13 protein-coding genes are annotated in these 20,675 nt (G+C 54.9%); all 13 read right to left on the bottom strand.

Annotated features, from left to right (window positions below; translation table 11 throughout):
- Positions 1–170: 170 nt before the first annotated feature.
- Positions 171–1,664 (bottom strand): L-arabinose isomerase, encoded by a 1,494-nt coding sequence (araA, locus tag NSQ73_RS02605; protein WP_340985305.1) that lies wholly within the window; start codon positions 1,662–1,664, stop codon positions 171–173.
- A 19-nt stretch (positions 1,665–1,683) separates the two neighbouring features.
- Positions 1,684–2,733 (bottom strand): DUF4432 family protein, encoded by a 1,050-nt coding sequence (locus tag NSQ73_RS02600; protein ID WP_340985304.1) that lies wholly within the window; start codon positions 2,731–2,733, stop codon positions 1,684–1,686.
- A 34-nt stretch (positions 2,734–2,767) separates the two neighbouring features.
- Entirely contained in the window at positions 2,768–3,646 is an 879-nt protein-coding gene (locus NSQ73_RS02595; RefSeq protein WP_340985303.1) for a class II fructose-bisphosphate aldolase, read from the bottom strand.
- A 13-nt stretch (positions 3,647–3,659) separates the two neighbouring features.
- On the bottom strand, positions 3,660–5,177 hold the full coding sequence (locus NSQ73_RS02590; RefSeq protein ID WP_340985302.1) for an FGGY-family carbohydrate kinase: 1,518 nt from the start codon (positions 5,175–5,177) through the stop codon (positions 3,660–3,662).
- Between the two features lie 9 nt (positions 5,178–5,186).
- Positions 5,187–7,256 (bottom strand): TIM-barrel domain-containing protein, encoded by a 2,070-nt coding sequence (locus NSQ73_RS02585; protein ID WP_340985301.1) that lies wholly within the window; start codon positions 7,254–7,256, stop codon positions 5,187–5,189.
- Between the two features lie 34 nt (positions 7,257–7,290).
- The gene (locus NSQ73_RS02580; RefSeq protein ID WP_042139988.1) at positions 7,291–8,172 is read right to left on the bottom strand and encodes a carbohydrate ABC transporter permease; all 882 of its coding nucleotides are present in this window, start codon (positions 8,170–8,172) and stop codon (positions 7,291–7,293) included.
- A gap of 14 nt (positions 8,173–8,186) precedes the next feature.
- Positions 8,187–9,095 (bottom strand): ABC transporter permease, encoded by a 909-nt coding sequence (locus NSQ73_RS02575; protein ID WP_445669479.1) that lies wholly within the window; start codon positions 9,093–9,095, stop codon positions 8,187–8,189.
- Between the two features lie 18 nt (positions 9,096–9,113).
- Positions 9,114–10,730, bottom strand: coding sequence for an extracellular solute-binding protein (locus NSQ73_RS02570; RefSeq protein ID WP_340985300.1), 1,617 nt, complete (start codon positions 10,728–10,730; stop codon positions 9,114–9,116).
- A 41-nt stretch (positions 10,731–10,771) separates the two neighbouring features.
- The gene (locus NSQ73_RS02565) at positions 10,772–14,014 is read right to left on the bottom strand and encodes a DUF6259 domain-containing protein (RefSeq protein ID WP_340985299.1); all 3,243 of its coding nucleotides are present in this window, start codon (positions 14,012–14,014) and stop codon (positions 10,772–10,774) included.
- A 36-nt stretch (positions 14,015–14,050) separates the two neighbouring features.
- Positions 14,051–15,469: a family 43 glycosylhydrolase gene (locus NSQ73_RS02560; protein ID WP_340985298.1), complete on the bottom strand. Its 1,419-nt coding sequence runs from the start codon at positions 15,467–15,469 to the stop codon at positions 14,051–14,053.
- Between the two features lie 9 nt (positions 15,470–15,478).
- On the bottom strand, positions 15,479–17,122 hold the full coding sequence (locus NSQ73_RS02555) for an extracellular solute-binding protein (protein ID WP_340985297.1): 1,644 nt from the start codon (positions 17,120–17,122) through the stop codon (positions 15,479–15,481).
- A gap of 99 nt (positions 17,123–17,221) precedes the next feature.
- Complete coding sequence (locus tag NSQ73_RS02550; protein WP_340985296.1) at positions 17,222–18,892, bottom strand: response regulator; 1,671 nt, start codon at positions 18,890–18,892, stop codon at positions 17,222–17,224.
- On the bottom strand, positions 18,889–20,643 hold the full coding sequence (locus NSQ73_RS02545; protein ID WP_340985295.1) for a sensor histidine kinase: 1,755 nt from the start codon (positions 20,641–20,643) through the stop codon (positions 18,889–18,891). Before NSQ73_RS02545 ends, NSQ73_RS02550 begins: the two co-directional genes overlap by 4 nt.
- Positions 20,644–20,675 lie beyond the last annotated feature (32 nt).

The following is a 20,675-nucleotide window of genomic DNA, read 5'->3' as shown; positions in this document are numbered from 1 at the left end:
ATATCCCTCCTGTTTAAAGGGCTAAAGCGCCCGGATAACGTTTTTAATTATATTGTAGACGGCCTTACAATTCAATGCGCTTGTCGATTGAGGGAGATATATGCAGCAAAAGACCCGCACCTGCTGATTGTGGCAGGAAGCGGGTCTTTGACTGATTAAGCTTAATCCGGCTAATGATTCAACCGGTAATACAGGTCATTCCAGCGCAGCTCATTTTCAAGTGAAATCAAGGTGCTGGAGGCGTCGATGACAAGACACTCGATTCCTGCCATGCGCGCCCAATCCCGGAGCTGTTCACTCGTTGTGTGGAAGGAAAAGGCGAAGTGATGTGCACCCCCGGCCAGAATCCAGGCTTCCGATGCACGGGTCAAGGACGGCTGCGGCTGCCAGAGCAGGCGCGCTACCGGCAGATGAGGCATTCTATATTCATTCTGTACGGCATTCACTTCATTGACGATCAGGCGGAACCGGTCGCCCATATCCACCAGGGTGGCATTGATTCCTGTGCCGCTTGCGCCGCCAAATATTAGACGCGCCGGAGCTTCCTTGCCGCCGACAAACAAGGGATGCACTTCAATCCTTGGTCTGTCCGCAGCCAGGGACGGGCAGATCTCCAGCATATGGGAACCCAGCACCATTTCATTGCCCTTTTGCAGATGATACGTATAATCCTCCATGAAAGAGGTGCCTTGATTCCCGGCCATAATCTTCATCATCCGTACCAGCGCGGCCGTCTTCCAGTCGCCTTCACCGCCGAAGCCGTAGCCTGCCGCCATCAGCCGCTGAGCCGCCAGCCCCGGCAATTGCTTCAGTCCATGCAGGTCCTGGAAGCTGGTCACGAACGCTGTATATCCGCCCTCCTCCAAAAATTCGCTCAGCGCAATCTCCATCCGCGCCTGTTCACGAATGGCTTCCCGTTCAGCGCCATCGGCGCGACCCTGATCCGTAAAGTCGTATAATTCCGCGTATTCATCCATCAGCGTACGCAGCTTGGCATCACTTACACTCCGAACCCGTTCAGCCAGATCGCCGGCCGGATAGCCGTTGACCGTCCACCCCAGCTTGATTTGCGCCTCCACCTTATCGCCTTCCGTCACCGCGACATCACGCATATTGTCGCCAAATCTGGCGATTCTCATCGTCTGGCTCCCGGTATAACCCGCCGCCGTCTTCATCCACCCTCCGATTCTTGCACGCACCTCTTCATCCTTCCAGTGGCCTGCAATAATCTTTCGGGCCATGCGCAGGCGGGCGCCTATGAACCCGAACTCACGGTCGCCGTGCGCCGCCTGGTTCAAGTTCATAAATTCCATATCAATACTGTCCCAGGGAATCTCGATATTGTATTGGGTATGGAGATGCAGCAGCGGCTTGCGCAGCTGGGTCAGCCCTGATATCCACATTTTGGCCGGAGAGAAGGTATGCATCCATGTGATCACCCCCGCGCAGGTCCCGCTGGAATTGGCTTCAAGGCACACTCGCAGAATCGCTTCCGGAGCCGTAACCGTTTCGCGGAATTGGATCGGATACGGGAGGCCCCCTTCGCGGTTTAACTCCTCCACCATTTTCCTGGAATTCTCCTCCACTTGCTCGAGTACATCCTCTCCGTACAAACCTTGGCTCCCTGTGACAAACCAGAATACATAAGGCTTAGCCTGCAGCATATCAAATTCCTCCGTTTGTTCAACTCGTTTTGAATTTCAATTCAATTTCGTAATGAACGGCTTCTCCAGGCTCAAGCAGCTTCGAAGAATGCGCTCCGCGCTCTTCCGCTCTCCCCCGGGTCCAGCAATTGGACGGCTCGAGTCCCAGCACATGTTCGCCTGCTCCGGGCATTCTCCACTGCACCAGTCTGGGCAGAGTCCGCTGATCCCACTTCAGCTCTGCCGTCAGGCCTCCCGCAGAAGAGGATAAGCCGGGTACAGGAAAAGAAGGGCTGCTGATTTGAGCGCAGATGTATGTTTGCCGTTCCAATGGCTCATGGTAGTACACTTGTTCCTTGAAACGATGATCCGGCGCCTGCCATTCATGTATCCGTGATATCTCCATATCATCATCACGCGGAGCACAGCTGCTCTGCGGCAAGATGATCCTGGTATCCTCCGCAAGCAGCGGAAAGCCAAAGTTGAAATGATACAGCATCAGATGCGGGGCCGGGGTAAAGCCTGCATTCTCCACGCTATCGCGAAGCTGCAAGCTGTTCTCTCCAAGCCTGCTTGTAATCGTGCGGGTCAAACGCAGCTTATGTCCAAAAATGGACGTCTCCTCTACGACTCCCCGCAGGCGCATCTCATATTCATTGCCTTGCCATTCCGCCTGATATGAAGCCTGGCGTGCGGGTGTATGATGGATCTGCCCATGCAATCCATAAGCTCCGTATTCGTCCCGGCCGGCCGCACCCGCCTGCGACAAGCCGCAAGTCATCAGCAAACCGCCGGAAGCAGTCTGCAGCCAATGATTCCCTTCTTCCCTGAAATAAGCAGCATGGGGATCGCCGTTGCCGGCAGACCAGCTAACCGGAATGCCGCAAAATTCAGCCAAAGAGATATCCATTCCTTTCCCGGGATGCACCCAATAGGAGAGGCCTGAGCCCGTCCGCACGCGGAACACTTCCTGACCGGCCTCCGGCCCCTCTCTCATTACAAAGGGCTGCACTCCCGCAAGCTGCTCTATTCGGCCTACTCTGGCCTCCAGCTCGCGCCGGGTCCATTCTCTGCCATAAAGTCTTGCCATACCGCCATTCCTCCTGCACCCGGGAAGGCAAGCCTCAAGCTTGTCCGGCACTCCCGAAAATTCTCATCGTGCGTACAATATCCTGCTGCACTGCTTCCATAGCCCATCTGGATATGTCATGATAATAGCTTTTGTACTGCTTCGCGCTGTTGGCCGCCAATTTCGCCTGGAGGGTATTCGCCACTTCATGCGCCATATTGGAATAATAGTTGAGCTTGCGGATGCCGCACTGTATGGAGGTGATATAGGCGGCTTCATCCAGTCCGGACCCGCCATGCATCACCAGCGGCAGGCCGGTAAGCTCTTTGATGAGCTTCAAACGCTCAAAATCCAGAACCGGTTCTGTCAGATAAACACCGTGCGCAGTCCCGTAAGCAACGGCGAGCGCATCGACATCGGTATGTGCAATAAAGGTCTGTGCCTCTTGGGGATTGGTGTATACATCGTCCGGATCATATTCTTCGATCTCTTCCTCCGCTCCGCCGCCCTCCGGACGCAGAATCTTGCCAAGCTCGGCTTCTACGGAAACTCCGAGCGCCTTGGCGATTTTGCTGATCTCATTGGTCTGGCGGATATTCTCCTCCAGCGGCAGATGCGCGCCGTCGAACATCACCGACGAGAAGCCGAGCTGCATCGCCCGGATCAGAATTTCGTGATCCTGGCCGTGATCCAGGTGTACCGCAACGGGAACCTGCGCTTGCCTCGCAGCCGCCAGTATAATTGGAGCGATCACCTCAAGCGGAACAAGCGGAATATGCACTTCAGCAAAGGACAGAATGACCGGTGAGCGCGCCTCCTCGGCCCCGGCAATGATTCCCCGGATCATCTCCAAATTAATCACATTGTACGCGCCGACGGCATAACGTTTGGCTTCGGCATCCTTCATTAACTCTTTCAGGGTCACTAATGGCATTCTTCAGCATCTCCTATGGGTTTGACATGGCGTTACTCACCGCTTGATACAGCCGTTTATATTTGGCGTAATTCTCGTCATAGTGCTTGCGGTTCTCCGGGCGGGGATAGAAGGTAGTGCCCACCTTCACCAAATGACGGGCAGCTTCTGCATAGGAAGGGAACACTCCCAGCGCCACCCCGGTCAGAATAATCGCTCCTAGAATACCCGCCTCTTCGATATCGAGGGCGATGACGGCCCTGTTCATGATGTCCGCCTTGATTTGCAGCCACAGGGCGGACTTGGCACCGCCGCCGCAAGCTTTTAGTTCCCTGATACGCATACCCGCTTGCTCCAGACAATCCAGATTGAGCCTCATCTCATAGGTGACGCCCTCCATCAAGGCTCTGTACAGTTCACCCTTCGTGGTGTTGAAATTCAAGCCCGCGATGACCCCAACCGCAGCCGGATTCATGTAAGGTGTGCCTGAGCCGGCAAAATGCGGCAGTACCAAAATGTCTGTAGGACCTTCTCCGGCGCTCTCGCCCATAATCTCATAGACACTCCGGCCGGACTCATCTGCCGCACATTTCTCTTCATAACCGAACTGGTCCCTGTACCACTTGAGCAGGGAGCCGCCGGTGAAATTAAACGCATAGGTGGTATAACTCCCCTGGATATAAGGAACTAGCGCCAGCTTGCTGAGTGCAAGTGCTTGGTCATCGACCTGCATGGTATGGAAGACGGGCGTGATGCACTCTACGGTGCCAATGCCATCTACGGCCGAGCCTTCTTCCGTGACTCCCGCGCCAATAGCAGCGCATACCTGGTCATGTCCGCCGAGCACCAGCTGGAGGTGGGCAGGCAGCCCCAGCGCCTCAGCCGCTGCGGGTGAAATCCGGCCGAGCCGTGATCCAAGCTCCAGCGCCTGGGGAAATATCCCGCTCCTTAAGCCTGACGCCCGGATAATCTCCTCATCCCACTCAAGCCGGTGAACATCAAAGGCCATCGTTCTGGACGCCAGCGAATAGTCGATCACGGGTCCTGCACCCAGCTTGTAGAGAATAAATGATCCAAACGGCAGAAAGGTATGAAGCCGCTCATAAATGTCCGGCCGCTCTTCGCGGTACCACATCAATTTGGAGAGGGTGTACATCGGATGGGGATGAAGACCCGTCTTGCCAATGATGTTCTCTTCTCCGATATGCTCCACCAAAACCTCCAGTTGCTCGCTTCCCCGCTTGTCAATATACAGCAGGCTGTTTCCAAGCACGCCGCCCCCGCTGTCGAGCAGAACGGCAGCCTCCCCAAAGGAAGAAACGGACAGTCCGGCAAGCATGGCAGGCGGTCGGTCATACCTAATCATTGCGGAACTGATCACAGCTTGAACCGCTTCCCACACCCGCTGCGGACTCAGCTCATAACAGCCGCTTTCCGGCGATTCCATGGGGTATTCCCTGTATGCCTGGGCCAGCACCTCACCCGTTGGAGCCATGATCAGACATTTCGTGCCTGTTGACCCGATATCTAGGCCTATGAGATCGACGGCCATGTCCCCGATTCAGCCCCTCTCCCCATCCGGGACGTATTTCACACCGGCTATACTATAGCGCTCAGAGATTATGTCTTGTTGCTCTATGCTCAGACCGCCTTCTTGGGTCACCTTAATTGTGGCAAAAGGCAGGCTCTCAGAAATCATGGTATAGCTGACTGCATCATCACATAAAAGCGAGCATTCCCCTGCTTCCGCACCGTACAGAACGGGCTCTACATTAAAAACGGTGTTGTCCCGGACACATAGAACGGGCTCTGCCCAAGGAACTAGCGCGCCCTGTTTGATATACAGAGGAACTTCATCCTCAGCAACCTGGCGGGTGATCCATTGTCCGCCGTTCAGCCACTCTCCGGTCAATCGTTCGTACCAGCGGCCTTGAGGCAGGTAGAGCTTACGTGTGTCACCGTTACCATAGACAACAGGAGCAGCCATAATATCCTCTCCAACCATGAACTGGTCGAAGCAATCCAGCACCTCAGAGTCACCCGGGTAATCCATCACTAAGGGACGTATAGGCGGTACCCCCTGCTGACGGTATCTGCCAAATGCGGCATACAGGTAAGGAATCAGACTCATTCGGATTTGCAGAAGCTTTCTGCATTGCTGCGCCAGCTGCGGCCAATCCTCCAGCCATTCACCGGCATGGTTCTTGTCATGATCGAATTGCTTCCACGGCGGCGAAGGAATCATATAACAGTTAAGCACCGCCAGAGGCGAGAAAATCACAGCGCCAATCCGGCGCAGCAGCTCTTCCCTCGTTGCTGTCTGGCGGACCTCCGGCGACCAGAGCAGACCTGAGAAGGACGCTGTGGCCAGCCCCCGTACGAAGTCTTCATGGTCGTAGAGGTCGCTGTACAGTACATAGGGATAGGGCGCCGCGAGCGCATGGGAAGCGCGCACCTGTCCATAGGTCCGGCGATCCGCTGCCTTGAACGGGGCGAGCATCGTTTGCTGATAGAGCTGGCCGAACAAGCTGTGCATCTGCTCCCCGTCCGCCCCTCCCGGAAAACGGGCGAAATCGGGAAAGCCCCAGTTGCCGATATAATCGCCGTTATCACATTCATCCAGCTTGAAGCCTGACAACCCCGCCTCAATGAAGGGCTGATGGATGTCCGTGAAGGCTTTCCGGGCCTCAGCTTGCGTGAAATCCGGCACCAGACCGTCCCATACATAGCTGTCGGCCGAATAAGGCTTCAGCTCCGGGAAGACAGGACTATCAGGATGCACATAAGCATGTTCCCACAGATTAAGCCGGTACCCCATATCATTCAGATCCTGGATCAGCCTTGTTTCATCCGGAAATCTGTTGCTGTCCCACACATAGGTGCAGGAGTAGGCGTTCGTCTGCCAGCCGGGCTCCAGACCAAACATGTCGCAGGGCATCTCATCTTCCCTGATTTGCCGGGCTAACTGCAGGACATCCTCCTGATCCGCATGCCAGTCTGCACGGTACATGACACCCAATCCCCACATCGGAGGTAACGCCCCGCCGCCGCTGAACAGATTATAGCGGCTGACCGCGTCCTTCATATCCCCGCCGCAAAACACATAAATATCTACTCCTTGCGCCGCAGGGATATCCACCAGCATATTGCCGCTTCCCTTTTTCACTTCCCAGTGCCCCTTCTCGGTGCCTGCCGATTCGAAGCCTTCCAGATCCTGCTTGCTGCCAACTCTCTTGCACCCTCCGCTGAAAAAGGTCGCGTACCGGGCCGTATCCACCAGAATGGCATAACCGGCAGTACTTACATAAACGGGAACCGGCGCATGGGAGTCGCCCAGATCGGCGGACGGGTCGGAATTCGTTCGCAGCTTCTTCTTGCTGCCGCTCTGTCTGAACGATTTAAGCTGTAAGCCCAAACCGTATACTTCCTCTTCCGGCTCCAAGGGAATCTCCAGCAATACGGAGCCCTGGCGCGGTTGAAATTGAATGTCCTCCCTTAGAAAGGGAAGCGGATGATCTTCAAGCGCATTCAGCGCTTCGAGACATGTGACGGGCTTCAATACCGATACCGGTGTAAATTCTTCGGGTGTTCCGAAGGTCAGCTTAAAGATTCCACTGGCAATTTTCTGCATAATCCATTTCTCCTACTGTAAATAGTTTTTGGAACTATCCCTTCACGCTTCCCAGGACGAGACCAGACACGAAATAACGCTGTAAAAAAGGGTAGACGCACAAGATGGGCAACGTGGCCAGAATGATTTGCGCGCTCTTGGTCGTGCGCGGTGAGATGCTGGCCAGGAGTGCGGCATCCTCAGACCTCACATTGCTGAAATCGAAGCTGACAATAATGGAGCGCAAATAGGTGGCGAGCGGATAGTTCTCGGTCTGGTTCATGAAGATCATTCCGTCAAACCAGCTATTCCAATGCCCTACCATAGCCAGCAGCAGGATGGTCGCAAAAGCAGGCAAGGACAGCGGGAAGTATAACCGCCACAGGATGGTCCAGTGTCCGGCTCCATCTATGCGGAAGGACTCATCCAGTTCCCGGGGCAGTCCTCTGAAGAAATTGATCATCAGAACGATGTTGAAGACCGCCAGGGCTGTCGGCAGGACCAGTACCATCATGGTATCCAGCATGTGGAGGGATTTCACTTGCATGTACAGGGGAACAATGCCTCCGCTGAACAGGATGGTGAACATGAAAAACCATACATAAAACGTCCGCATGCTGAAATCCCTGTTCTCCCTTGAAAGGGGATAAGCCGAAATAAAGGTAACCAGCATCTGCAGGGCGCTCCCTACAAGCACCCGGATCACAGCCACGCCCAAGGATCTTAGGAATTCCGGACGGGTAGCGATAAATTTATAAGCGTCCAGTGAAAAGTCCGACGGAAAAAACCGTACCTTCCCCATCGCCACCGCCGAGGCGGAGCTGAAGGAAATGGCTAACGTATTGACAATCGGCGCAATGCAGAGGATTCCCAAGAGAATGAGAAACACTTTGTTGAATACTGCGAACACGGTGCTGCCGTTCAAACGGTATTTCACCCTTGCTCCCCCTTTCAAAAAATGCGGTAATCGGCAAACTTATAAGCCATATAATAGGAAACTGAAATAAGTACTCCGGACACCAGGGATTTAAACAGTCCTACGGCTGTCGCTACGCTGTACTGCGCCTGATTGAAGGCCAGCCGGTAGACCAGCGTATCCAGGATATCGCCGGAATCGACCACCAGCGGATTGAGCAGCATGAATACCTGCTCAAACCCGGCGTTCAGCACATTGCCGAGACTCAGAGTAGCCAGAAGAATGATTGTGGGACGAATGCCGGGCAGCGTAACATGCCAAATCTGCCGCCAGCGGCTGGCTCCGTCAATCATGGCTGCTTCATATAAATCCGGATTGATGGAGGTTAGCGCAGCCATATAGATAATCGTATTGAATCCAAAGTTCTTCCACACTTCAGTAGTGACCAGTACGCCGGGGAACAGCCGGTTGCTGGACAGGAAGCCCACCGGCTCTCCGCCAAAGGCCTGGATGAGGCTGTTAATCACCCCCTCCAGACTGAGGACATCCAGGATAATGCCGCCCAAAACCACCCAGGACAGGAAATAAGGCAGGTACATCGCAGTTTGCAGCACCCGTTTCAGCCTCTGGCCGCGCATTTCGTTCAGCAGCAGCGCAACAACGATAGGCACAATCAATGAAAATACAATTTTCAAAATCGAGATATAGATCGTGTTATACATGACTTGCCCGAAGCGGGGCATGGAAATAATATATTTGAAATTGTCCATCCCGACCCACGGACCCGCAAGCCAGCCCTTGAACACGCTAAAGTTCTGGAAGGCCATGACAATCCCCATCATCGGGATATAGCAGAATAGAACGGCCAGTATAATTCCCGGTATCAAAAACAAATGATACGGCAACTCATGTCTGAAGCGGCTCTTCAGGTGCAATGCTCTCACAATAGGCTACCCCTTTCATCACAAGCTGGCGTTGATCTCGTCCAGAATCTGCTGGCCGCCCAGCTTGTGCCACTCGGATACGAAAGTATCGAATGCATCAATAGGCTCTGCACCCATGATGATCTTCGTGAAAATTTCACGTTCATAATCGCCCAGAATGCCCATTTTATTCAGCATCGTTTCTGTGGTGCCTCCATAAGCCTGGGGAATCAGATGATCCGTGCCATAGCCCTCCACAATCGTTTTGAAGGCTTTGACCTGGTGATACTCCATATAGCCGGTCCCCTTGCCGTCCAGATAAGCTACGCTCGGTTCGTATTTCCCCGTCTCGGTCAGAGCCTGATCCAGCTTGCTGGGATCGCGCTTCTCGATGGCTTCGATCAGGTATTCCAAAGATTTCACGGTGGCATCATCGGTCGTAAGAGTCCGGGCCAGAGACAAATGCCCCTGTTCCACAATGGTCTGCCCTTTTTCGAAAGCAAAGAATTTCTTGACCTCGGGATCATTCCGGTTCGGACCGTAAGCCATCTCGTTGTAATCATTCAACAATTGGACCAGAATTTCGGGATGCTTATAGTCTTTGTTCACCGCGTAGTAGCTCACCACGGTTGTGCCTACATTGGCAAATACATCCTCGCCGTCGGCGCTTGGGGCCGCCAGTGGAGTCCAGACCATATCCGGCTGGCCCTCCAGGCCCGTACCGTACATGTATACGTTCCAGCAGCGTCCATAGCTGATGCCGTATTTGCCGCCGCTGACCTCCTCCGTTACCTTGGTCGTATCCTTCATGCCAAACTCAGGATCAATCAGGCCGGCCTGATACATTTCTCTGAGCTTGGCCAAGGCATTCTTCATTTCAGGCTGCACGCTGCCGTAGGTGATCTTGCCGTCATCTCCTTTGAGCCAGCTCTGCGGATAGGCATGGTAGCCGTTGAAGAATCCGGTGGTGGAGGTAATCCCGTCGAATAACCAGTTGCTGAACGCCAGCCCGCCGGTGTCGTCAATGCCGTTGCCGTCCGGGTCCTGTTCCTTGAAGGCCTTGGCCACCGCAATCACATCGTCGATGGTCTTCGGCACAGGCAGGTTCAGCTTATCCAGCCAGTCCTGCCGCACCCACAGCAGACTGGGTTCATAGATGACCGAGGTCGTGTAGGGCAAAGCCATGAGCTTGCCGTCAAAGGTGGCCGAATCCATCGCAAGGCCGCCGTCACCGGTGAGAATCTCCTTCGTCAAATCAGACGCATGCTCCTCGAAAACATCGGTCAAATCCGCTGTCATACCGGCCTTTACCATGGTCTCCAGCTGGTTGGTGGAGGCTTCGATGACGATATCCGGAATCGATCCCGAGGCAATGACGATGTTCAGCTTCTCATTGTATTCATTCTGCAGAGCTGTCCATTCGTGTATGACGTTCAGATTGAACTTGTCAGCATAATGCCGGTACCAGATGTTGTTCGCAAAATCATCCCCTGCGGGATAACCCCAGGTGGGCAGGGAATAACGGCCTACCCGCAGGTCAATGGGTTGCTTGGGATCGGCACTGGAGCTGGCAGTGTCTTTGGTATTGGATGGAGAGCTGCAGGCTGTCAGGGCCAAAAGAACAGTACTAATAGATAAAGCGGCAATTTTTTTCATGATTTTGCTTCCCCCTCATATTCGGTTTCTGCATGATCTCTTTACTGCTCAATCAGAGTCGGCTGGCCCCAGAAGGCCCGGTCATATCCGTAATCGCCCAAAGAATCGGTGATCAGGGTGATGATGACCGAAGTTCCGGCATACTCGGCCAGCGGGACACTGAACGGTGTCCAAGCCCCGCCCGGCATCATATCCTGCGACCACTTTACCGTTCCGTTCACCGCTATGCGGAAGCCGGCGCCCTGGGAGTCATCCGATCCGTCCTTAATGCCGGCGAATCCCTGCAGCGCAGCTGGAGTGCCTGCCGGTAAATTCAAGGCATATTCAATATGCGTCTGCCCGTGCTGCGGCGGGTGGGCATCCAGCCCCTGCTTCTCAAGACCGAGTACAGAGCCGCTTCCCGGGAATCCGCCGAACGGAGACTGGGCTTGCCCTTCGCTTCCGTCCTCGAACACCAGGTTCGAATGATATGGAGCGCCGGGTAACGATAATGGCAGCTGCACAGGAGCAGACACGTTGTGAATCAGATACACCGTACCCGAGGCAGGTGCTGTAATTTCGTAGTGATTGTTACCTAGACTTACAGACGAGGCTGCTCCGTAGCTGGATTGCACCACAGTTAAGGGCAGCGGGCTGTTCACCTTGAAGCTTACGCTGCGATTGCCGCCGTAAGTTGCAACGGCTACCGTCGGCGCCACCCATACGGCAGAATCATTGTCCACCGTCACACCGGGATGCGTCTCCAGCCGGAGGGTCACTTCTTTGCCTGCTAATTCCGACAAATCCAGCTCCATGGCTGTAGGTGAGGCACTTCTGCTGAACTGCTCTTCACTCAGCACCGTACGGTCTCCAGGCGCTTCTGCCTTATCCCAAGCGGATACCTTGAAGGTGACACCGTCACTGCTCGCAACGTTCTGCTCGGAGCCCAGCTGCACACCCGCTTGAAAGCTCGCTGCCGCTGCTGCGGGCAGACTGATGTCAAATTCCAGCCAGGTATGCCCGCCCTGCCACTGTCCTGCGTAAGGCGGATGGGCCATGATCCGGTCGCCCCAGTGCTGCACAGTTCCTCCTCCGGGAAAGGAGTAGGAGAATCCGCCCGTGGTAGGGAACGGGGCTGCGGTTGTATGGACGGTGCCGTCTCCCAGGACCTCTCCTGCTCTCACCGGTCCTTCGTAATTCAGCAGATCTATATCACCGGACTGAAGCTTATCTTCCATAACGATGGTGGTGTGGGTGGACCGGCTGGACAGCCGTTTTAACGCCACATCCTCCGGCCACTCATAGACATGGAATCCTTCGGAATCGCGGACCTGGTTCAAATACAGATACGTTTTGTCCGGGTCCAGCCCGAACAGCTTTTGTTCGTCATAGAGCAGCCACCCCGGAATGCTTCCCGGCAACGGATAGGTCTCTGCCCCGTACAAATAACGCATGATATCGGTGCCCCCGCCGGAAGGGTTCCCGTCGTAGGCGGTCAGCTTCTCGCCATAGGAATCGCGCACATATTTGGCACTGCCGCCGTTAGCTGTCCTGAAAGCAAACAGAGTGGGATCTGACATATTGCTGAAATCAGCTGTAGGCTGTGCGCTCTGGTACCAGCCCGCTTCATCCAGCAATTGTTCCATCAGCGGCGTAGGATTGGCGATCTGGCCCAGATTAGGTCTTGTGAGCATCGGAATAGCCCCCAGCCGGTTCTGAACAACCTTATGCCAGGCTATGAAATAATCCTCCGTGATCGGGTTCGCATGATCGGGATGACCGTAAATGGTCGTATACGGGGCAAAAATCGCTGAGCTGGCCGGAACCACCTGATTGATTTTGCTGTCATCCCACGTTCCGCTCGCGGAGAAGATGCCATAGGCATGGCGCTGCGCAAAGGACTCATACCGTGTCGTGATTTCATTCAAGCTCTCCCCGCCCAAGGCGATATCCGGCAGCGCTTCTCTAAGCTCGCGGTGCAGGGCGATATTGCCTTGCATCATGTTGTTGCCGTCAATCAGGCCGTTGGCATCGTTATACATGAGCAGCGACTGGTCCAGATGCAGCGCGTCCGGTCCGACCTCATTCACCAGGGCAGTCATCTTGTTAACGAAGAGTTCCCGCCATGCCTCCGCCGCCGGATTAATAACGGCAAATGAAATCTGTTCCGATCCTGCTGTATACTCCCAGCGCTTCCGCTCCAGCGTGAACGGATCTTTCACCTGATAGGGCTGCATCTGTGTGTAATTCTCGTTGTTAAACGATGTTCCGAATATATTGACATACAGCATGACGCGGAAACCCAGCGCCTGAGCAGCGTCGATCCTGGCTGCGATATCCGGTTTAGGCTCATAGTTGGGAAAATTCACATCATAAGGGTCCGCTCTCCAGCCGGGAACAACCAGCAGCGTCCGCTCCGCATCTACCCGCTGTGCAAGCTCCTCAAGCATCGGCTGGTCTTCCAGATCCGTCAGCACCGTGAATCCTATATCCTTGGCCCAATCCGGTGCCTTCGCGGAAGATTCAGCTAACCCGAAGGCGCCATCTGCCCACTCCCGGTACATCGCCGATCCTTTTGCCCAGTCACCGGCGTATGCTTTAAGCCGCCAATCGGTGGAGACCGCCTTGGTCGTTTGCTGAAATGGAGCGGGTGCTTGCGTCTCTATTCCTACATAGAAGCTGCCATTCTCATGCTTCACATGCAATGTTTTGAAGAAATCGGCATTGTCATCCGCATGAACCAGCAGTCCGCCCTCTGCCCCCTGCACAAGAAACATCTGCGCCTCCCAGACATCGGGATAGGTGAACTGGGAGAAGCCATAGGCGGCGTCCGGTGATTCAGCAGTGAGCCGGATCCCGCCCAGTGCAGGAATAATCAGATCATACGTATCGGGGATAATGAATCCCCATTGCACGCCCGATATGCCTAGCTGCTCTGTCTGCGCATGCTGGCTGACGGTCAAGGTACCGTCATATTTACGGGCAACCGTCGTCTCCAGCTCAGCTAGCGAAGTGCCCGACCCCCAAGTGTGTTCATAGGTGACATGCCCTCTCTTCGCTGAAACGGTGGAAGCTGCCGTATCATTCCACAGATTGTTCTGCGCCAGATGGCGGATACCGGTCAGCTTTCCTTCGTTGCCGCGGGCCAGGTTTATCGTGCCATAAGTGAAGTCGATGGCGGCCGTGCCGGAATCAATCGTCACCTTTACATTAGCCGTATCTGCAGAACTAAAGCCCGGCAGACTGCTATACAAAAGGATACACGCCACACATACCATCACTGTTCTTCTGACAACATTGATCATTACCTATCCCCTCTCTTCATCCGGATTGGAATGGACCTACATTGCAAACTGCCTGAATATGAATTCCGCACTCCCCTCACTCACGAACAACCCCGTCCCTCCCTGCTGGAAATCATACAGCCGTGTGCTTAATGCAAGCTCCTCGTTCACATAGACTACGCATACCTGATCTTCCAGATATATGCTTAACGAGCAGGCGCTTCCCGGCAGCAATTGCAGCGGCCGCTCCATGCCGACGGCGTAGGGGACATCTCCCTTCCTCGGCCACTGGTCAACAACAATCCGGTTACGGCCCGGCTCCAGCCGGATCATATACCCCTGCCTGAACTCCTGATCGGTCCGCAGAACAATGCCGCAGCCCCGGGTGCCGGGAGCGAACGTTATCGTCGCCTCCAGCTTGCAGGCGCCGTCCGGTAATGGCCCCGCATAGGCACCGGCGAAGGAATCGGTTGCCGTAACCGCGGCCGTGCTGCCACTGAACTTCCAGCGTCCGAGCACTTCGGTGAAGGATAAAGCGCTTTCCTTATTGAATGCAGCATTCAGGGTATCCGGCACTTTTACAAGCAGCGCACCATCCGTGCCCTGTACTACTTCATGCACAACCAGATGTCCGCCCCATTGCCAGGTGCCCCCGTCATGCTCGCCTTCCCGCGTCGGGTTCCATCCGAATGCATAACGCCGCTCACCGTCAGTCCAGGTCTTGGCGGCATAGAATGCCCGGGTATCAAGTGCATCGTTCTCGGGCGCCAGCCAAGGCCCCTGCAGCGAGCGGCTCATCCGGTAATGCGTGACCGTACGGTCCGAGAATGTCGAGTACAGAAGGTACCACCAGTCCCCCATCCGGAACAGGTCCGGGCATTCGTGAGTCGTATACAAGTAGGGAGCCCAGAACGGATCGCGTACCTCCCAGCTGGTCAAATCCTTGGAGGCGCATAAGGCAACGCAGCCGCGGCGACCCGCGGGGCCCTTCTTCAACCGGGCGGCAAGGAGCATCCAATATTCCCCCGCCTCCTCGTTCCAGAACACAAACGGATCACGCCAGTCATGCTCCTCGTAGCCCTCCGTTGGTGCGTAGAAGGCATCCTCCGGCCGTTTTTCCCAATGTACAAAATCGCTGCTGACCGCATGCATCACTGCCTGCTGCGCCTTGCCCTCTGCCGGATAATGAAAATTGTTGCCGGTATAGAAAATATGATACAGTCCGTCTTTCTTCAGCACGCATCCCGTATAGATATACAGATCCTGCTCGGATACCGCGCCCCTCGGCAGAACCTCTCCGTATTCCTTGTAGTGAATGAAATCCCGGGTCCCCAGCAGAAACCAGGGCGTGCCTTCACCGTGTCCTTCCCTGTCGCGCCAATCTTTCAGATACAGCAGCTTGAACTCGCCGTCTTCATAGAACGGGATAACGTCGGCCAGCCAGCCGTCTTCAGGCTTGTAGAATAATTTGCTCATGCTGCTCGTTCACTCTCCTCCATACGGTTCATTAATTTCTTCCAGGATCGCTTTACCGCCAAGCCGGTTCCAATCCTTTACGAATCTATCGAATTCATCAATGGAAACCGCACCCATAATAATTTTGGTGAAGGTTTCCTTCTCGAGTCTGTCCAGCATGGCCCACTTCTCTGTCATCGTAGGGGTCTGTCCGCCGAAGGCAGTCATCAGCAGCCGGTCGCCGCTATAGTGGTCCATGGTCGTCTCGAACCCGAAGTATTGATGGGCAACGGCCCAATTGTCCATATTCCCGGTTGTCAGGTAATCAAGAGTCGGCCCGTATTTGTCGGTTTCGGTGAGCGCATCCTTCAGCAGGCTTCCATCCTCGTTCCTGATGGCCTCGCGCAGTAACGACAACGACTCTGCCACATCTTCGTTGGATACGCCGGATTGGACAAAGGACAGCCTGGAGGTGTTGATCCTTCCGCCGGCTTCTTCCACGGTAATGAATTCGCCTTCGCCGCGTCTGGAGCCGTGAACCACCTCTTCATGCAGGTTCAGCATTTTCACTACAGCTTCCGGGTGCTGATAGCCTTTACGTACTACGACATATCCGCTTGCCGAGAAACCTACGCTGGCCTTGGCCGGCACGCCATCCACCGAAGGCACCGCATACGGCTTCCACTCCATTCCGGGGTTTTGCCGTACAGCATCCAGGAATACATAGGGATTCCAGTTGGCACCGAACGTCATGCCGAGCTTGTTCGCGGAGATATCCTCCACCACCTGGTCGCTGTCCTTGACACCGAATTCCCGGTCCAGCTGCCCGCTCCTGTACATCTCCTGAAGCTTGCCCAGCGCACGCTTCATCTCCGGCTGAATGGAACCGTACATCACTTGACCGTTCCCGTCCTTGATCCAGGTCTGCGGATAAGCATGATACGCATTGAAGAATCCGGTAACCGAGGCAATGCCGCCATACAGGTAATTATTGATGGCCAGGCCAAAGGTATCCTGCCGGTTGTTGCCGTCGGGATCTTGCCCCGTAAATGCATCGGCAATCGCAAACACCTCCTCCAGCGTTTTGGGCTCAGGCAGACCCAATTTGTCCAGCCAGTCCGTACGCACCCACAGCAGATTGGCTTCGTAGATCGGAGCATTGACGATGGGAATGGCCAGCAGTTTGCCGTTGAACGTGGCGGAAGCCAAGGCCGCACCGCCGTCTCCCATCTGCAGTTTTTTGGTGCGGCCGGAAGCGTAGCGCTCGTAGACCGCGGTCAGATCTTCCAATTGATCCGCATCCGCCAGCTGTTTGAGCTGGCCTGCCGAGACGGAGAACATCTCCGGCAGACTGCCCAATGCGATCAGGACATTCAGCTTGCGGTTGTACTCGCCCGGCAAGGCGGTCCAATCGTGTTCAATTTCGATGCCCAGCAGGCTGCGGTACTCCCGGTACCAGATATTATCTTCAATGCTGTCACCGCCGGGATACGTCCAGGTCAGATCAACCGGACGCGCGATATGAAGCTGAATCGGCGGATCGTATTTTCCAAACGGGTAGGCTTCATGTTCCGCAGAGTTCAAGCTTCTGTCCGTTCCGGGACTGCCAGCGCTCAGCAGAAGCGACAGAACGATTCCGTAAGACGTCAAGACTGCCAATCTCTTTCCCTTCACTTCTTATCCCCCCTAAATCTTGGTGGGTCTTTCGTGAAAGTTCGCCTTATTTAGCATTATTATAGGCTCGCTTCCCCTAGCCCCTCTACTCGCCGATTTTCACTTTTGATTATCCGATTTGGATAAGGTATGCCGCTCTCTGTATTCCTGGGGAGTAATGCCGGTCTCCTTCTTGAAAAAGCGGTAGAAGGATTGCTCCGTCATAAAGCCGACCGCTTTCGAAATGTCCTGCACAATCAGACTGCCGCCCTCCAGCAGCTTCTGGGCTTCCGCCAACCGGGAGGAAGCCACGTAATCCGGCAACGACTGGCCCGTTAAACGCTTATACAACCGGGTCAAGTAATACGGATTGTAGCCGACGACATCACCGATCCGGGTCAGTGACAGATCGCCGGCCAAATGGTGCTCCACATACAACCGGACGCGGGTAATCAAATCATGCTCGCGGTAGACCTGGTCATCTTGCTTTTGTTCAAACAGCCGCATGGCCAGCGCCGACAAATAATCTTCCGCGCTCTCCCAAGAAGGGTGGGCCTCATATCTTGTAAGCTTGTCCAAATCCATGGACTCTCCGATGACCTCATGCAGTTCCCAGCGGTTCATATAAGACAGCAACAAACACATGAGCGAATAGTAGATCTCCAGCTTCAGCCGGTTGTCGGTGCCACGCGCAGGGGAGGCCAACGCTGCCAGCTTGCCGAATTCGAGAAAAAAATGCTCCTGCTGTCCGTTGTCCAAATAAGCCGCCATGGCTCCCAGCTTCCCCAATTGGCTGCTAATTTCATGATTGTGCAGCTCTGCCTGCTGCGCCTCCTCTCCGGCTTCCTTGCGCTGTTCGATCAGGACAAGCTCCTTGCCCATGCCAAGTCCCCGTCCCAGCAGCGCCTTCAGGGTGCTGAACTGCCGGGGCGCCTCCTCCCAGGGGCGAAATGCTGCACCGGCCGAGAACGACAGCCGCAGCTTCAGCAGCCGCTTGCAGCTCATGGCGATCGTCTCAAGCGTCCCATGGATGAACCGGAGCGCCCGCTCCCTGTCCTCCGGAGCATCTGCCATAGGCTGCAGCAGCCACAGCAGCTTGTTCTTCTCATAACGCAGACTGAGGCAGCGCACGGAGGGGAGCCAATATTCTTCGGCAATATTCCGGATAGCGTACAGCATCAGCTCCCTGTCTGCTACACTAAGCTCGTCCCGCCAGTCGTCCACGCGCCCGATGGTGAGCAGTACGCCGCGGGCAGCATCCAGCGGACACTCCAGCTCCTGGAATTTATGTGCAAGCTGGCTTACGCCCGGGCTATCCCCCTGCATCAGCTCCAGCAAATAATCGCCCAGCAGCAGCGGACGGACAAGCTGTAGCTGCCGGTGCGCGCGCTCAATCAGCTCCTCTGCTTCCACCGCCGCATCCAATTGCGCAGCGGCCTGCTCCACAGCGTGAAGAATCGCTTCCTCGCCTTCTGTCTTTAACAGGTAGTCCACCCCGCCGCCACGCATGACTTGCTGTATATAATCAAATTCGTTATATCCGCTCAAAAAAATAATTTTGCACCACGGCCAGTGGCGTCTGATTTCCTGCTGCAGCTCAAGCCCGTCCATTCCCGGCATACGGATATCGGACAATACAATATCGAACTTCATCTTTCCGAGCTGCTCCAGTGCCTCCGCAGCGGAATAAGCACCGTATACCTCCAGCTCCAGCTTGTCCCAGTGCCCGAACAGATCAAGCAGGTTCCGTACAATCCACCGTTCATTATCGACAATCAGCAGTCTGATCATGGCTGTCTCCCTTCTTCCCGTCTTATCATCAGCAGCACCTTCAATCCGCCCAGCCCGCTGCGTGACACCTCAATTCCGAACGCCGGACCATAGTTCAACTGAAGCCGGCGGTGCACATTGAGGATTCCTGTCGTCTCCATAGCTTCTTCAGCAAGAGCCAGCGTTCTGCGCAGCGCATTCAGCTGTTCATCGTCCAGCGATTCGCCGTTGTCTTCCACCCCGATGACAAGCCGGTCCGCCCCTTCCTCCCGGAAGGTTACCCGCAGCATCCCTTCTGCCAGCTTGTTCTCCAGCCCGTGGGCATAAGCATTCTCAATTAATGGCTGGACAATGAGCCGAGGCACCATGGAAGCCTCCCACCCCTGCGGTATGGGCTCCAGTTCGGCTGTGACCGTACCGGCGAAACGTATATTCTGAATCTCCACATAAGACCATGCGTGCTTCATCTCTGCAAGCAGACTGACCTGTTCTGCTCCACTACGTGTAATAAACTGAAAATAGCCGCTGAGATGGTGAAGCATCCGCTCGGCTACTTCATGTTCCCTCATACGAACGAGACCCTGCAGAATGAAGAAGGTGTTGTAAAAAAAATGGGGGTTGATCTGCGATTGCAATTGCTTAAGCTCGGATTGCTGGGATCTGATCTGCTGCTCATACACTTCATGAATCAACTCCTGAATCCGCTCCAGCATATGGTTGAAGTGATTATACACATAATTGAATTCATCCTGATTGCCGTGATACAGCCTGACGCTCAGATCGCCCATCTCCACTTTCCGGAAGGAAGTAATCAGCCGCCTCATAGGCTTATGAATAAACCGGTATATCCAGTAAGAGAAAACAACGGCGAGCAGCAAAGCGATCAGCGACTCTCCCCAAATCCAGTTGCGATGCTTGTTCAGCGGCTGGAGCACCGTTTCCGCAGGAACAAATACGGCCAAAGTCGTTCCCAGCAGCGGTGAATATTCACTGGCTCCAAAATAGTCAATGCCTGCTGACTCCAGCCGGTATTGGCCGGACTCGCCGCTATCGTCGAGCAGTTCTCCCCGCAGTGCTTCCCCGAACGCAGCCAGCAGCGAGCCCTCCACACCGGAGGCAATCTGCCACTGGCCGCCGGTGTCCATCCATACTGCTCCGCCGCCCTCGCCCTCCGCCATGCTGGAGAGTGAGCGGAGAATCTCCGAGCGTGACAGCTGAATTTCGATAGCCAGCACAGGCGGCCGGCCGGCGTACACCGCATCGGGATACACCCCGCTCATCAGCAGCTTCTCGCCCATGCCGAAGATCGGCGATTTCATGTGGGCCGGGTTCAGAATGTCCTCCAATTCTTCAAGCGGCATCGCACTGTCGAAATTGTTGGCATTGATGCTTCGGTCCAGGGAAGGAATATACAGCGTAACGTTCTCCACGAACGGGCTGGAGCTTTTGAGCAAATACAATTTGCTCTTGGCGGATAATAAGGCGCGGGTCCGTTCATAGTCGTTCAACTGGTTCGGAACCGTCGCCAGCAAGAGCAAATCGTCGTCATTGACATACTCCAGCTTCAGCCGCGTAAGCCGGGTCAGCTCTGTCTCCAGCGAAGTCAGATAGAAATGGACACGGCTGGCCATGGATTCCGAGATTTGCTTCTGGACAACCTCCTGTCCGGATTGATTCATGATCAGGCCCCACAGGTAGAGCGGAATAATGACAAGCAAGAAAGCCATAACAAGTTTGGGATAAATTGAAAGCGTTCTCATATATCTGATCAACAGCATCTCTCTCCTTCCACAAGCCTCCCCTG

This window comes from Paenibacillus sp. FSL R10-2736 (assembly GCF_038000245.1).
Classification (GTDB): Bacteria; Bacillota; Bacilli; order Paenibacillales; family Paenibacillaceae; genus Paenibacillus_AQ; species Paenibacillus_AQ phytohabitans.
The sequence above is the reverse complement of the archived record's forward strand: the minus strand, read 5'-3'. Positions and strand labels throughout refer to the sequence as shown.